This is a genomic window from Bacillus sp. 9.4 (assembly GCF_055486415.1).
Map to the genome: position 1 here is coordinate 458,028 of NZ_JBVFMU010000002.1, position 15,665 is coordinate 473,692.

At 42.7% G+C, this 15,665-nt stretch carries 15 protein-coding genes; 4 read left to right on the top strand and 11 right to left on the bottom strand.

What is annotated here, in order from left to right; genetic code table 11:
* Positions 1 to 15 precede the first annotated feature (15 nt).
* The 5 genes from ade to abhA all read right to left on the bottom strand — a co-directional run bounded on the left by ade (position 16) and on the right by abhA (position 5,229).
* On the bottom strand, positions 16 to 1,749 hold the full coding sequence (ade, locus tag ACZ07B_RS08850) for an adenine deaminase (RefSeq protein ID WP_212129510.1): 1,734 nt from the start codon (positions 1,747 to 1,749) through the stop codon (positions 16 to 18).
* Positions 1,750 to 1,903: 154 nt separating this feature from the next.
* Positions 1,904 to 2,569, bottom strand: coding sequence for a Ktr system potassium transporter KtrC (ktrC, locus tag ACZ07B_RS08855; protein WP_003222311.1), 666 nt, complete (start codon positions 2,567 to 2,569; stop codon positions 1,904 to 1,906).
* 62 nt (positions 2,570 to 2,631) lie between these two features.
* Entirely contained in the window at positions 2,632 to 3,459 is an 828-nt protein-coding gene (locus ACZ07B_RS08860; RefSeq protein WP_130572310.1) for a gamma-glutamylcyclotransferase family protein, read from the bottom strand.
* Positions 3,460 to 3,474: 15 nt separating this feature from the next.
* Positions 3,475 to 4,761 carry a two-component sensor histidine kinase KinC gene (gene kinC, locus ACZ07B_RS08865; RefSeq protein WP_217019654.1) on the bottom strand — a complete coding sequence of 429 codons (1,287 nt, stop codon included), beginning with the start codon at positions 4,759 to 4,761 and terminating at the stop codon, positions 3,475 to 3,477.
* Between the two features lie 189 nt (positions 4,762 to 4,950).
* Positions 4,951 to 5,229 (bottom strand): transcriptional regulator AbhA, encoded by a 279-nt coding sequence (gene abhA / locus ACZ07B_RS08870; RefSeq protein WP_003244728.1) that lies wholly within the window; start codon positions 5,227 to 5,229, stop codon positions 4,951 to 4,953.
* A gap of 283 nt (positions 5,230 to 5,512) precedes the next feature.
* Here abhA and mreBH point away from each other — a divergent pair, with 283 nt between their 5' ends.
* The 3 genes from mreBH to ACZ07B_RS08885 all read left to right on the top strand — a co-directional run bounded on the left by mreBH (position 5,513) and on the right by ACZ07B_RS08885 (position 8,097).
* Entirely contained in the window at positions 5,513 to 6,520 is a 1,008-nt protein-coding gene (gene mreBH, locus ACZ07B_RS08875; protein WP_024572115.1) for a cell shape-determining protein MreBH, read from the top strand.
* A 100-nt stretch (positions 6,521 to 6,620) separates the two neighbouring features.
* Positions 6,621 to 6,755, top strand: coding sequence for a protein YkpC (locus ACZ07B_RS08880; RefSeq protein ID WP_003238865.1), 135 nt, complete (start codon positions 6,621 to 6,623; stop codon positions 6,753 to 6,755).
* 109 nt (positions 6,756 to 6,864) lie between these two features.
* Complete coding sequence (locus ACZ07B_RS08885) at positions 6,865 to 8,097, top strand: aminopeptidase (protein ID WP_024572116.1); 1,233 nt, start codon at positions 6,865 to 6,867, stop codon at positions 8,095 to 8,097.
* A gap of 33 nt (positions 8,098 to 8,130) precedes the next feature.
* On the opposite strand, the gene ACZ07B_RS08890 is transcribed toward ACZ07B_RS08885, so the two are convergent.
* Positions 8,131 to 9,042 (bottom strand): ketopantoate reductase family protein, encoded by a 912-nt coding sequence (locus tag ACZ07B_RS08890; RefSeq protein WP_217019655.1) that lies wholly within the window; start codon positions 9,040 to 9,042, stop codon positions 8,131 to 8,133.
* 56 nt (positions 9,043 to 9,098) lie between these two features.
* Positions 9,099 to 10,721 carry an ABC-F family ATP-binding cassette domain-containing protein gene (locus ACZ07B_RS08895; RefSeq protein ID WP_003232344.1) on the bottom strand — a complete coding sequence of 541 codons (1,623 nt, stop codon included), beginning with the start codon at positions 10,719 to 10,721 and terminating at the stop codon, positions 9,099 to 9,101.
* Positions 10,722 to 10,901: 180 nt separating this feature from the next.
* Between ACZ07B_RS08895 and ACZ07B_RS08900 the strand changes: the two genes are divergently transcribed.
* Complete coding sequence (locus ACZ07B_RS08900) at positions 10,902 to 11,171, top strand: hypothetical protein (RefSeq protein ID WP_003232345.1); 270 nt, start codon at positions 10,902 to 10,904, stop codon at positions 11,169 to 11,171.
* Between the two features lie 34 nt (positions 11,172 to 11,205).
* Here the strand turns inward: ACZ07B_RS08900 and sipT are convergent, their stop codons facing one another.
* The 4 genes from sipT to ACZ07B_RS08920 form a co-directional block, all read right to left on the bottom strand.
* Positions 11,206 to 11,787 (bottom strand): signal peptidase I sipT, encoded by a 582-nt coding sequence (gene sipT / locus ACZ07B_RS08905; protein WP_003232348.1) that lies wholly within the window; start codon positions 11,785 to 11,787, stop codon positions 11,206 to 11,208.
* Between the two features lie 144 nt (positions 11,788 to 11,931).
* Positions 11,932 to 13,842 carry a PTS fructose transporter subunit IIABC gene (locus ACZ07B_RS08910; RefSeq protein ID WP_217002522.1) on the bottom strand — a complete coding sequence of 637 codons (1,911 nt, stop codon included), beginning with the start codon at positions 13,840 to 13,842 and terminating at the stop codon, positions 11,932 to 11,934.
* Between the two features lie 14 nt (positions 13,843 to 13,856).
* Entirely contained in the window at positions 13,857 to 14,768 is a 912-nt protein-coding gene (pfkB, locus tag ACZ07B_RS08915) for a 1-phosphofructokinase (RefSeq protein ID WP_217002524.1), read from the bottom strand.
* The gene (locus tag ACZ07B_RS08920; protein WP_014476685.1) at positions 14,765 to 15,520 is read right to left on the bottom strand and encodes a DeoR/GlpR family DNA-binding transcription regulator; all 756 of its coding nucleotides are present in this window, start codon (positions 15,518 to 15,520) and stop codon (positions 14,765 to 14,767) included. Before ACZ07B_RS08920 ends, pfkB begins: the two co-directional genes overlap by 4 nt.
* Positions 15,521 to 15,665 lie beyond the last annotated feature (145 nt).

The following is a 15,665-nucleotide window of genomic DNA, read 5'->3' on the forward strand; positions in this document are numbered from 1 at the left end:
AGGGAGTGCCTCTTTTTATTGCAGTGATATGTGTTGAAATGATTTTACATCGAATAATCCCGTAGTCGTCATTTTAATATCAGGAATGACAGGCAACGCTAAAAACGACAATGTCAAAAATGGATTAAATCCGCCTGTGAAACCGATTAACGGCAATTTATCATGAAGCGTCAGCAAGCTTTGATTCACTTGCTCTGCAGATTGGTCGGATAATAACCCTGCAATCGGCAGCGGTACTGAATGGAGCTCTTCCCCATTTTTTATAATTGTTAATCCTCCGCCAATTTCCTGCAGCTTATTAACTGCCGCCGCGATATCCTCATCATTCGTTCCGACGGCAATAATATTATGGGAGTCGTGTGAAATGGTTGTGGCAATCGCTCCGCTCTTGAATCCAAAACCTTTCACAACACCAAGTCCGGTTTCTTTTAATCCTTTATGCCGCTCGACAACTGCAATCTTTAACAAATCAAGCTCAGTGTCAGGCTCAAATTCGCGGGCAACAGGAGCCGGAACTTGTACTAATCGTGTTTCAAGCTGATTTGGTATGATTTGAATGACATTGATCTGCTGCTCTGAATCGATTGGCATATGAAAATCCTGTTTGTGAAGAGGAGCAGCAAGCTTAACAGAATCAAGCAGTGCCTGATCTGGTGCTGCAGTTGAAGCATGATCCTGATAGACCGCTTTGCTGTCTTCAGCAACAGTCTGCCCTTTTACCATCGTCATTGTGACAGTGACATTTTCCAGATCAGATACAAAAAGCAAATCAGCGTCAAAACCCGGGGCAATCGCTCCCTTTGTATCTAATCCGTAGCATTCGGCTGCATTGAGGCTTCCTAGCTGATAGGCTAAAAACGGATTAAGTCCGGCTTGAATCGCCATTTTCACCTGATGGTTTACACTTCCCTCTGACAATAAATCATCCACATGCTTATCATCCGTACAGAAAAAGAACCGGCGTGCGTTCTTTTCATTCACCGCCGGCAGCACATTGAGCGTGTTTTTGGCGACTGATCCTTCACGCATCATGACATACATGCCCCTTCTGATACGATCAAGGGCTTCTTCCTTCGATGTTACTTCATGGTCGTTTAAGACAAATGCGGTTCTGTAAATGTTAATGAGGTCTGTTGATAAACCAGCTAAATGACCGTCTATCCTTTTTCCTGCCACACGGGCATCAAGCAGTTTCTGAACCATGTCTTTTTCAGCCTGCTGAACCGACACATAATCCATAACTTCAGCCAGCCCTAATACTTCTTCTTCTTCATAAAAAGGCTTGAGATCGGCAGCTTTGAGAATTGCGCCTGATCGCTCAAAACTTGCGGCAGGCACACTGGAAGGAAGCATAAAATGGATATTCAGCGGTGTATGCCGAGCTTGTTCAAGCATAAACTCAATCCCTTTTTCACCAGACACATTCGCGATCTCATGCGGATCTGTAACAACCGTCGTCACGCCATGAGGCAACACTGCTTTAGCGAACTCAATCGGTGTAACCATTGACGACTCAATATGTACATGTCCATCAATAAAACCCGGAACAATCATTTGTCCCTCTGCATCAATGATATTTTCGCCTTCATACTCACCGAGGCCTACAATAACTCCATCTGTAATCGCAATATCTTCATATATCCATTCTTGATTATATACGTCCATGATTTTTCCGTTTTTAATGACGATATCAGCTTTTTGTCTTTTGGCTGAAGCATTCAGCCTATTGACTAGCGCTTCTTTATTCAAATAGGCCCCTCCTTTTTTTATTATATGGTACAATATGCTATCGGAACGCCTGTGCTTAGTCAATGAAATTTTAAGAAATTGACGCTCAGTTCATTAAAGTTGTTATATTCTGATAATATGAAAAACCGCCCTTTGAGGACGGCTTATTTGGCTGCTATTTTGTATGAAGAACTCTTTTTTCGAAACGGGAGATGTCTGTAACTGATCCAATAACAATGAGTATATCTTCTTGGTGGATGACTTCGGTTGCAAGCGGTGATACGATGACTTCCTTGCCCCTTTTTATGGCTACGATGTTAATACCGTATTTTGCGCGAATATCTAAATCGAGAAGCGTATTTCCAGCCAGGCGGCTGTTAGCTACGATTTCAACAAGACTATGCTCTTCAGACAGCTCCAAATAGTCAAGTACATTGTTGGACACGATATTATGCGCAATTCGTTTTGCCATATCGCGTTCCGGGTGGACGATGTGATCCGCACCAATTTTAGACAGCACTTTTTCGTGATAATCGTTCTGCGCTTTAACTGTAATCGTATGGACGCCAAGTTCTTTCAGAATGAGTGTCGTTAAAATACTCGCTTGAATATTTTCCCCGATTGCTACAATAACGTGGTCAAAATTTCGCAGGCCTAAATTTTTCAGGACAGATTCGTCTGTCGAATCACCGATAACTGCGTGAGATGCAATCTTGGCATACTCGTTGACTTTATCTTCATCGATATCCATTGCCATAACCTCGACGCCTTCTTCGCTTAATGCTTTGCAAATACTGCCACCAAAACGGCCCAGCCCAATTACCGCAAATTCTTTTTTCATCGTGGTGCTCCTTTATATGACATGATATTGATCAAATTTTATCATATTCTTTTGTTACAGTGTTATCCTTTTGGCAGCGAATTCATATGCCGCTTGAGCTTTTCAGTAAACTCAGGCGACAAATACAGCTCCGCTCCGCGTTCGATTTCAATCTGATAGTGCTGAGGCGGGGCAATTTCCGCTTCTTTTTGGAGGACGAGAAAGGTTAAACAGTCTTTGTAGTGCCTTCCGCCAGCTTCAACGTCTACAAATGCCGGCCGATACGTAAGAGATTCGACGCCCTCCCTTTTATATAGATAGGAGAGAGCAGAATAAGGGATACGGTATAAAACGCCTTCTGTTGTTCCTCCGTCTTCCAACATGTCCGCTCTTGAACCGTCTTCCCTTTTTAGCGTGAAGCGGGTTGTGTATCCTTTTAAAACAGCTCTTCCTACTGGATCTTGAAAATAGTGATCGACTCCCGCTTTTTGAAAGCGGGCATTATCCATGCATGATCCATAGGCAAAATAATAAATGGGATTTTTCGATTTGCTGATCATCTGATGTTCTTTCCAGTCGCCGCTGCTTATTTTCGTAAAACCGGCACACCCTTCTTTGTTCATAAAATAAATAAGCGCATTTTTAATCCCGACATCCGTTTCTACAAACACCGTTTGTTTATGATATCCTTGAAAAAATTGATCGAGCTTATGTATACACAATTCATCCGCTTCATATACTTCGCCGTATATATAGCCTTCACCATTTAAAACAGCTGTGGGCTCCCCTTTTGCAGCAAACAAACTTCCCTTTGTTCTCGCCTGCTCATTGATACATGCCGATTGTGCCAGCAAATGATGGTTTTTTTCATGCTTTCTTAATGTCCCGTATACAAACAGAAGCGAGTTCACTTTATTTTTCTCCTCTCAGCTGTCTGATTTTAAAGGCAAAACCACTTGAAAGACGCTGCCTTTTCCAGCTTCACTTTCGATTTTCAATTCCCCGTCATGTTCCTTCAGGATTCTCAAACAAATGGGAAGTCCCAGTCCAGTGCCCTTTTCTTTTGTTGAATAAAAAGGTTTGCCAATCTGCTTCAGCTTTTCCTGCGGCATGCCGTTTCCTTCATCCTTTACGCTTATCACTGCATGAGAGGCGGTTTTAGCAGTTGAAATGGTTACGACACCGCCCTTTGGCATTGCCTCAATTCCGTTTTTAATGATGTTGATAAAGACCTGCTTCAGCTGATTTTCGTCTCCATTAATCATACAGCCATCTGTCTCTTTGAAATTTTTCTCTATGACGATATTGGACAGAATGGCATTGGTATCAAGCAATGTCGTGACTTGTTTCAAGATCTCATTAAGCTGGTGTATTTTAAATGTGATTGCCTGCGGTTTTGCAAGCAGCAGCAGCTCGCTGAGCACTAAATCGATTCTTTTAATCTCTGAAAAGATGATGTCAAAATAGTCTTTTCTGTCCGGATATTGTGTTTTCATAATCTGGAGGAAACCGCTGACAGATGTTAAAGGGTTTCTGACCTCATGAGCAATACCTGCGGCAAGTTCACTTGTGATTGATAGTTTCTGGGATTCCCTCGCCAGCCGTTCATTAATCTCAATGAGCTCATCTTCAGCCTCTTTCCGCTCAGTGATATCTGACATTGTACCCAGGCTGCCTGTAAATTGGTCATCCCGGTCATAGTAAAGTTTATAATGAACTTCTCCCCAAAAAATCGTGCCGTTTTTTGTCACGTATTTTGCCGTAAACATGCCAGAAGACGCTTTGTTTTGGATTTGGGTGTTAATGTGGTCGGCTACGTGCTTTTCTTTTATGAAGTAATCGTTATACATTGTTCCCATACATTCACTGATTGAAAAGCCGGTTATTGATGCCCACGCTTGGTTTAAATATGTAATTTCGCCTTTTGCATTCGTTTGAAATACGATTTCCTGCAAATTATCCATGATGCGGTTTTTTTCTTCAGAAAGCTGTTTATACTTCCATTCGTTATCCTTCATTTTCTTAACCAGCTGCTGTTTCTCATCAATATAATAAGCCAACATCCAGACACTTACCAGCGTGACTGCAGTATACACAATATCAACAGGCCAATTAATCGGGTTTTTGCCTATAAAATAAAATAAATAATCCCAAAACATTATAAAAATCATTGCCAAAATGATGGAAATGATACGAGCTTGATATTTTCTCATATGACCACCTGCCGCTTGTGTTTCTCTACTTATTGTACCATTCTTCGACAAATAATTGAGTAAAATATGTAAAGTATCCCAAATCATTCATTACCAAATATCTTGATGTCTTATCTTAGGCGGCGGTAATCAAAAATTGGCACGCAAAAAAGGCGGAGATGATATCGCTCCGCCTTTTTTAGCATGATTTTATTCTTTTAAAGCGGCTTGAATTTCTTCGAGAAGCAGCTGTGCCCCCTCAGGGCTTAGCGTAATTTTACCGTTGCCGTATTCTTTATTTTCTGAAGTGATTTCTCCAGTCATTAAACAAACGCCATGAGGTTTGTACTTTTTCAAGATAATTTTATCTCCGTCAACAAAAAACTCAATGCTGTCTTTTATGGCAATATCCAATGCCCGTCTCAACTCAATCGGCATGACAATGCGGCCTAATTCATCTACTTTTCTCACAACACCTATTGATTTCATAAAAACCCTTCTTCCTTTAAATGTTTCTTTTCTCATGTAATGTTTTAAGGATGTACCTCAATATATCGTAGACGAATGAAACTTTGAAAAAGTTTCCCGCTTTCTATAAGAATTACAAGATATTTTTTCCATAAAACCGAAAAATGTATTACTTCTGTTACACAGTTCCTTGATTTTTTACAAAAACATTTCTTTACCGACGCACACCCCCAAAAATCGCAGTATTTCTGAGAAACTTTAAATGTAGAATCATATTAAATTAGGATAGAGATTGGGTGAAAACATGTTTCAATCAACTGAAATCGGGATTGACTTAGGAACAGCTAATATACTTGTTTACAGCAAAAATAAAGGGATTATCCTAAATGAACCATCTGTTGTCGCAGTGGATACGACTACAAAATCAGTGCTTGCAATCGGAGCTGACGCGAAAAACATGATCGGTAAAACACCGGGAAAAATTGTCGCTGTCAGACCGATGAAAGATGGCGTGATCGCAGACTATGATATGACAACTGATCTGCTAAAGCACATTATGAAAAAAGCCGCAAAAAGCATCGGCATGTCGTTCAGAAAACCGAACGTAGTCGTTTGCACACCGTCAGGCTCAACAGCAGTAGAACGCCGCGCCATCAGTGACGCAGTGAAAAATTGCGGCGCGAAAAACGTTCATTTAATCGAAGAGCCAGTCGCAGCTGCCATCGGAGCGGATTTACCGGTTGATGAGCCGGTTGCCAATGTGGTAGTAGATATCGGCGGAGGGACGACAGAGGTCGCTATTATTTCCTTCGGTGGCGTTGTTTCCTGCCATTCTATCAGGATCGGCGGAGACCAGCTTGATGAGGATATCGTTTCTTTCGTCCGTAAAAAATACAATTTGCTGATCGGCGAACGCACAGCTGAGCAGGTAAAAATGGAAATTGGCCATGCTCTGATTGAACATATACCAGAGGCAATGGAAATTCGGGGACGCGACCTCGTGACAGGTCTTCCAAAAACCATTATGCTTCAATCCAACGAAATTCAAGATGCAATGCGTGAATCCCTTCTGCATATCCTTGAAGCCATCAGAGCGACACTTGAGGACTGCCCGCCTGAATTGAGCGGAGATATTGTTGATCGCGGCGTTATTTTAACAGGCGGCGGCGCGCTCCTTAATGGAATTAAAGAATGGCTCACAGAAGAGATTGTCGTGCCTGTACACGTGGCGCAAAACCCGCTTGAATCTGTAGCAATCGGCACGGGCCGTTCTTTAGAAGTGATTGATAAGCTGCAAAAGGCAATTAAATAGTCTTTACCCGCAAAATTCTCACACGCGGCAAATTTCTTGCTTCTTTTTTCCTCACTTCCTTCATATTGTGGGAAATGGAGAAACGTTAAGGAGGAAACAGATGCTAAGAGATTTAGGAAGAAGAGTAGCGATCGCAGCCATTTTAAGCGGAATTATTCTTGGAGGCATGAGCATTTCTTTGGCAAATATGCCCCATTCGCCTGCAGGCGGCACTGTAAAACTGAATCATCCATAATATTGAAAAAACCCAAGACGTGTCGTTTTGGGTTTTTCACTTTGGGCTCCTTCTTTCCTTTATAGGATCATATTTGATATGATGAGAAAAAAGCTTGGAGGAATGATTCATGGATTCATTTTCACAGAAATTAAATACATATGCACAGCTGGCGGTAGAAGTCGGCGTTAATGTCCAAAAAGGCCAGTATGTAGTCGTCAATGCTTCAACAGACGTCCGGGATTTTGTTCGTTTAATTGTAAAACACGCATATGAAAAGGGCGCAAAAAACGTCTCCGTGAATTGGCAGGATGACGAAGTCGCCAAATTAAAATACGAATTAGCGCCGTTTGAAGCATTTGAAGAATATCCTGAATGGGAAGCAAAAGGCAGAGAAGAGCTTGCCAAAAATGGAGCTGCTTTCATTTCAGTTGTGTCGTCAAACCCAGACTTGCTAAAAGGTATAGATTCCAAACGGATTGCGGCATTCCAAAAAGCAGCAGGCAAAGCATTACATACATACAGACAATATATTCAATCAGACAAAGTCAGCTGGACTGTCGTAGGTGCGGCATCAGCAGGCTGGGCTCACAAAGTGTTTCCTGGCAAATCAGAGGAGGAAGCGATCCACCTTCTGTGGGAAGAAATTTTTAAAGCGACGCGCGTAAATGAAGACAACCCGGTTCAGGCGTGGATCAATCATGACCAAAATCTTCATGAAAAAGTTGACCATTTGAACGAGAGACATTACGCTGCCTTACATTATCAAGCAGAAGGAACTGATCTAACAATTAAGCTGCCTAGGAAGCATGTTTGGGCAGGTGCGGGAAGCGTGAATGAAAGCGGCCATGAGTTTATGGCCAATATGCCGACAGAAGAAGTGTTCACGCTGCCGCAAAAAGACGGGGTTGACGGAGTGGTATCAAGCACAAAACCATTAAGCTACGGCGGAAATATTATTGAAAATTTCACCCTGACGTTTGAAAATGGCCGTATAGTCGACATTAAAGCTGAAAAAGGTGAGGATATTTTAAAAGAACTGGTGGAAACAGATGAAGGTTCTCACTATTTAGGTGAAGTGGCACTTGTTCCTTACGATTCGCCTATATCACAATCAAACATTCTTTTCTATAACACGCTGTTTGATGAAAACGCGTCAAATCATTTGGCGATCGGAAGCGCCTATGCCTTTAATATTGAAGGCGGAAAGCAGATGTCTCGTGAAGAGCTTGTCAAAGAAGGCCTAAATGAAAGCATTACACACGTAGACTTTATGATCGGTTCTAAGGATATGAATATTGACGGAATTACGGCAGACGGGAAAAGAGAGCCTATCTTCAGAAACGGAAATTGGGCTTTTTAAGTAAATAAAAGGAGGCTTTTTCGCCTCCTTTTTTTATTTTTCTGCTTCATACATTTGCAGATTCGCATAAACGGTTTCTAATACTGGTACTGCAAGAGATAGACGTTTTGCTTTTTCAAGCAAAAATCCATGCAGGTGGTCGCCTTCTGTCGTTTGGCCGTTTTCCATATCCCGAAGCATGGAGGACTTCATATGGTAAGACATGCTGGTCATCGTACGAAAGCTCTCTTCCTCAAGAGCCGGATCAGCCGGAACACCTTCTTTTCGTAAAACAGCGCAAATTTCCCCAATAAGAGTTTGAGCCGTGTGACGTCCGGCTTCTGTGGCGAGGATTGGGCCAAGCGGTCGTTGAAATAACGTTGTGATCCCCGCTTGCGCTGCAATAAAGAGATACTTTTTCCACATGTCCTTCTCGATATGCCCGCTAATGATGACTTCAGCCTTCACACCTGAAAATGCCTCTTCAAGCGCTCTTATTCGCTCCGTACGCTCGCCGTTCCATTCTCCAAATACAAAACGATGTGATGCGCTCGTATGATGAATTTCTCCTTTGTTGTCTAAAGCACTTTCTATAAAACACAGGCCGCCCAGCACCTGTTCTTTTGAAAATGCCACAAATAGCTGCTCATAGTGGCGGTACCCGTTTAAGAAAGGGATAATGACAGATTCCTGATGGATAAATGGTTTAACATCCTCTATCACTTGACCAAGTGAGTATGCTTTAGAAGCAATGATAACGACATCAAATTGCCCTGTTTCTCCAGCACTGATTAGTTCGGGCTGAAATGATACATTCCCTTTTTCACTATGGATGACAAGCCCGGTTTCTTTCAGCTGCTCAGCTCTTTTTTGGCGCACAAGAAATGTCACATCATTTCCTTTCTCCGAAAGCCGTGCGCCAATATACCCGCCTACTCCACCTGCTCCGACAACCAAAAATTTCATGTTGTGATCTCCTTTCATATTTAGGTATCAAAAAAAGCAGAGAAATCTCTGCTTTTTTATTCCGCGTATAGTTCAGTCAATTTTTTCTGCACATCAGCATTTTCAAGGAACTCGTCATAGCTCATTTGCTTATCGACGATGCCGTTAGGTGTAATTTCTATAATTCTGTTGGCAATGGTCTGCACAAACTGATGGTCATGGGAAGTAAACAGCATAGCGCCTTTAAAGCTGATTAAGCCGTTATTGAGCGCTGTAATGGACTCTAGGTCTAAATGGTTAGTCGGCTCATCCAAAATTAAAATATTGGCGCCAGAAAGCATCGCTTTCGACAGCATACAGCGGACCTTTTCTCCCCCGGAAAGTACATTTGCTTTTTTGTGGACTTCTTCTCCGGAGAACAGCATGCGTCCTAAGAAACCGCGTAAAAAGCTCTCACTTTGGTCGTGCGGAGAATATTGGCGAAGCCAGTCTACAAGGTTCAGATCACTGCCTTCGAAATATTCGCTGTTGTCTTTTGGAAAATATGCCTGAGATGTGGTAACACCCCATTTAAACGTTCCGCTGTCAGCTTCCATTTCCCCGGAAATGATTTTAAACAGCGTAGTAACAGCAAGTTCGTTTCGGCCAGTGAAAGCAATTTTATCTTCTCGATTCATAATAAAGCTGACATTGTCAAGCACCTTTACGCCATCGATTGTTTTTGTTAAGCCTTCCACGCGAAGAACATCATTTCCGATTTCCCGTTCCGGCGTGAAGTTAACATAAGGATAGCGGCGGGAAGACGGTTTAATATCATCCAGCGTGATTTTTTCGAGAAGTTTCTTTCTTGATGTAGCCTGCTTAGATTTAGACGCATTGGCGCTGAATCTAGCGACAAACTCTTGAAGCTGTTTAATCTGCTCTTCTTTTTTCTTGTTCGCTTCTTGAGAAAGCTTTAACGCCAGTTGGCTTGACTCGTACCAGAAATCATAGTTTCCGACATAGATTTGAATTTTGTTAAAATCAAGGTCGGCAATGTGCGTACATACTTTATTTAAGAAGTGACGGTCATGGGATACGACAATAACTGTGTTTTCAAAGTTAATCAGAAACTCTTCAAGCCACTGGATTGCCTGAAGGTCCAGGTGGTTCGTCGGCTCATCGAGCAGCAGAACATCCGGCTTGCCGAATAATGCCTGTGCCAAGAGAACTTTTACCTTCTCCGAACCGCCGAGGTCTGCCATCTTTTTTGTGTGCAGATCTTCTGAGATACCAAGACCTTTTAACAGGATCGCAGCTTCACTTTCCGCTTCCCAACCGTTCAGTTCCGCAAATTCACCTTCTAGCTCAGCAGCACGAATCCCATCCTCATCTGAGAAATCAGGCTTCATGTAAATAGCGTCTTTCTCCTGCATGACTTCATACAGGCGTTTGTGGCCCATAATGACCACTTTCAGCACTTCATACTCTTCGTACTCAAAATGGTTCTGCTTCAAGACGGCAAGACGCTCGCCAGGACTCATATGCACGTCGCCTGTCTGAGGCTCGATTTCGCCTGACAGCACCTTTAGAAACGTTGATTTACCGGCACCGTTTGCACCAATTAACCCATAGCAGTTGCCTGGGGTAAATTTAATATTAACATCTTCAAATAACTTGCGATCCGCAAACCGCAAGCTTACATTATTTACAGCAATCATTTATTATCCTCCATCATGTCTATCATCAATAAAAGTATACCATGAATGCAGGGCAAGAGAAATGATTCCCTGATAAAACAGAGAGAAAACACTTATACACCCAAACCAGCCAGCTGTGTTACAATTAAAGAGAGAGAATGCATCCGCCTGGAAAATTACACACTCTCATGGAGGAACACGTTGAGGCTTTTAACACTTACTGAATATTGCTTACTGATCTTTTTTACGGGCTTTTACCTTGCCGTAACAGGCTTTACCGCCAAAGATATCGGCTTATATATAGGCATAGCCCTTATTTACATATTTTCGCACATTTTTTCTAAACGGCTTTTAGAAAAGCGCGGAAAAGAGAACAAACAGGTTCACCTTTTCTTCAGTGTGCTAGCTATTATCGGTTCAGTGTTCATCACGGTTTTATGCATTGCATTAGTCGCTTCTTTTTCAAAATAAAAACGCCTGCTGTCCAAAGGCCAGCAAGGCGTTTTTATTTTGTTTGACGCATTTCGTTAAACGGGAAAAAGACAAACTTCGATGTGCCGACAATTCGATCTTCCGCGATCAGTCCCAGCCCATTTCGGCTGTCCATAGAATTCAGCCGGTTATCTCCCATGACAAAGTATTTGCCTTTCGGAACCTTAACCGGTCCAAAGTCTCCTGTCAGACTGACACCAAGTTTTTCTGCTTCCTTCTTGTTTTTAGACAAGTAAGGCTCGGCTACTTTTTTACCGTTTATATAAAGCGTGTCATCCTTCATTTGAACGGTTTCTCCAGGCTTTCCGATCAATCTTTTTACATAATGGATTTTAGAAGTTTCACCGTTGATAATAACGATATCTCCGCGCTTCAGCTCGCCGATATAGTTAACTGTTTTATTCACAAACAGCCTTTCTCCGTCATGTAATGTGGGATACATAGATGAACCTTCAACTAAATACGGTTCAAACAAAAAGTGACGGATCAGGAGAGCCAGCAGAACAGCGATGACAATCGCTTTACCCCATTCCAGGTACGTATTGGTTTTTTTCTTCGCCGTTTTCTCAGTATTCGTATTTTTTTCCTCGGTCAAAGTGTTTCCTCCTAGACAATTGCTATGTCAGTTGTTTCTCTTCTTTTACTTTATCATAAAAAAGAATAAAATACATAACTTAACCGCGCTCCCTGCCGGCCGGATAAGAAAAAGCGTCCTTTCGAACCAAGGACGCTTTTTTTCTTATTTTTCTGTAATAGGTTTTTTGACGATACCGAGGATAATTGCCATCACGACAGCACCGATCACGATACTTAAAAGGTAAAGCATCGGATGGTTTGTAATGAAAGCTACGAATACTCCTCCATGAGGGGCTGGAAGCGTTACACGGAAGAATTCAGTTAATCCGCCGGCAACAGCTGCACCGACTACAGCAGCTGGTATGACGCGAAGCGGATCAGCCGCAGCAAATGGGATCGCTCCCTCTGTTACGAAAGCAGCTCCCATGAAATAGCATGTAATACCAGCTTCACGGTCACGCTGAGTGAATTTGTTTCTGAAAATGGTTGTTGCAAGTGCGATACCAAGCGGAGGAACCATACCGCCGGCCATGATTGCTGCATGAGGCGCATAGTTGCCTGCATCGATCATGGCGATACCGAACGTAAAGGCTGCTTTATTAAGCGGGCCGCCCATATCGATCGCCATCATGCCGCCCAAGATAATACCCATTAACACAAGGTTTCCAGTACCAAGGCTTTCAAGCCAGTTTGTTAAGAAATTCATAAATGCCGCTACAGGTGTATTAACGACAAATTGCATTAATACGCCAGTGATAAAAATACCGAACAGCGGGTAAATCAAAACAGGTTTTAATCCATCAAGTGACTGAGGGATAAACGTAAATACTTTCTTCAGTAAAATCACGACATAACCGGCAAGGAATCCGGCAATTAAGCCGCCTAAGAATCCAGCATTCGCTTGAGTTGCCATAAATCCGCCGACCATACCAGGCGCAAAACCAGGACGATCTGCAATACTCATCGCAATGAAACCGGCCAGAACTGCAACAATCAGTTTTAATGCATTGTCGCCGCCGATAAAGTTTAATGCTGCTGCAAACGTGTTGTAGCTAGGATCATTCGGATCAGCAGAGTGAATTCCCCAGAAGAATGAAATCGCAACGAGAATACCGCCGCCGACTACGAACGGAAGCATGTTGCTGACACCGCTCATCAGGTGCTTATAAAACGCGTTTCCGATACCGCTTCCAGACTTGCCTTTCGCTTCTTCATCGTCGTTTGAAGCTGCTGAACCGCCGCCGCTGCCTTGATAAATCGGCGCATCTTGATTCATCGCTTTTTCGATAAGCTCTTGCGGACGTCTGATACCCGCCGTTACAGGAACTTGAAGTACGCGCTTGCCTTTAAAACGTTCCATTTCAACCTGCTTGTCCGCTGCGACAATGATTGCAGGTGCATCTTCGATTTCTTGGGCAGTGAGCTTGTGCTTAATGCCGCTTGACCCATTTGTTTCGACCTTAATTTCCACACCAAGCTCTTTCGCTTTTTCTTTAAGGGCATCCGCAGCCATGAATGTATGGGCAATTCCTGTCGGGCATGCAGTAACCGCTAAAATTTTTCCTTTTCCGGCAGGTGCTGGTGCCGCTTCTTCTTCTTCCTCTTCCTCTTCGTCATCATCTTTATCGTGCTGATTAATAATGTCGATGATGGCATCTTCAGACTCAGCTTCAAGGAGCTGCTTACGGATTTCTTCACGCATTAACAGCGTTGAAAGTCTTGACAATGCTTCAAGGTGAGTGTTGTTTGCGCCTTCAGTCGCCGCGATCATGAACACTAAGTGAGCCGGCTGGCCGTCTAATGATTCATAATCGACGCCGTCTTTTGAACGTCCGAACGCGATCGCCGGGTTGATAACGCTTGCCGTTTTCGCATGGGGGATAGCGATTCCTTCACCGATACCCGTGGAGCTTTGGCTTTCGCGATTTAAAATGGCTTCTTTATAGGCTTGTCGGTCATTTAACTTTCCAGCCTTATCAAGAACAGTGACCATTTCGTCAATAACATTTTCTTTTTCTTTGCTCTCAATATTAAGCTTTATCGTATGCTTCGTTAAAAGCTCAGTTATTTTCACTTGTGTTTCCTCCTCTATAGACGTGTGACCTTAACTTCAGGAAGAAGCTGCTGGACAAATTCTTCTGTTCCAAGTTCTTCAGAGAACGCGGTAGCACTGCCTGAAGTAACTCCTAAGCGGAATGCTTCTTCAAGCGGCAGCTGTTTGGAAATTCCGGCAAGGAAACCTGCAACAACGGAATCCCCTGCTCCGACTGAGTTTACCAATTTCCCCTTTGGCACGTTAGCAAAATAAACAGCTTCGTTCGTAAACAGAAGCGCTCCGTCTCCGGCCATTGATACGATTACATGTTCAGCGCCTTGTTCTACAAGCTTTTTCCCATAAGGAACGGCTTCCTCAACAGATGTAATGGTCGTGCCGAACATTTCTCCAAGCTCATGATGATTTGGCTTCATCAAAAATGGTTTCATTTCTGTTGCTTTCAAAAGAGCCTCGCCTGAGATATCCAGAACAACTCGTGCGTTCTGCTGTTTGCAGGCCTCTGCGATTTTTTCATAAGTATCGTGAGGGAGTGAAGATGGAATGCTTCCTGCAAGAACAACGATATCTCCCTCTTGCAAAGATTGGAACTGCTCTAAAAAGGCTTTGAAATCTGCATCCGAAATTGTCGGTCCCTGCCCGTTAATTTCAGTTTCATCACCAGTTTTCAGCTTTACATTGATACGGGTATCCCCTTTTACTTCAGAAAAAGCTGTTTCTAGGTTTTCTTCCCGTAAAAATGTTTTGATATATTCTCCGGTAAATCCGCCGACGAATCCGAGCGCTTTAGACGCCACATGGTGTCTTTTCAGCAGTCTCGATACGTTGATGCCTTTGCCCCCTGGATACTTGGTATCATACGAAGAACGGTTCAGGCCTCCTACAGTAAAATCTTCAACGTGAACAATATAATCGACAGATGGATTAAGTGTTACAGTGTAAATCATGGTTTCACTACCTTTACGACAGTTTTTTCTTGGTAATTATCGAATGTAAGCTCTTCAGCGTCAGTCGTAATGATTGTTGCGTCGCCTATTCCGGCGAATGCCGAAAATGAAATTTCTCCGAACTTCGAAGGGTCTGCTAAGACGTAAGCGTGTTTTGCCTGTTTGATCGCTTTCTGTTTTAAAAGGGCCTCATCAGGGTCCGGCGTTGTGAATCCAGCCTCTGTATGGACACCGTTTGTCCCCAGAAAACTCTTGTCAAATCTGTACTGGTCCATGGCAATCAGTGAAGCGCCTCCAATAATCGCGCCCGTTCTGTGCTTTACGTATCCTCCAAGCAGATAAAAAGAAATTTCTTTCCTTATTAATGCATCGATATGCATTACCCCGTTTGTGACAACGACAATATCTTTGGTTTTATCCATAAAATCAATCATGTGCAATGTCGTCGTGCCTGCATCAAGGTAAATGCAATCCCCTTCTTCTAAAAGAGAAGCTGCTTTTTCAGCAATCTTCAGTTTATCGTGAAGGTTTTTGGATGATTTTTCAAGCATATCGGGTTCAAGTCTGATATCGGAAAGCTTGGCCGCTCCACCATGAACGCGCTTTAAAAAACCGCGTTCTTCAAGTGTCGATAAATCTCTTCTGATTGTTGATTCAGAAGCATTAGTCAGATTTATAAGCTCTTGAATCTTTACCACATCATGCTTTTCTATTTGATCAATAATCAATTGATGCCGTTCAGGAGTTAGCATGCTTCACCTCCTAATGAAAACGTATTCATTTTGAATACAATTTCATTGTAAACGCTATTTTCGGTTTAGGTAACTAAAATCATTCAAATTCATTCAATAACTATCAAAATCTTTCACGTTTATCCATATTAACGTATGTCTATAG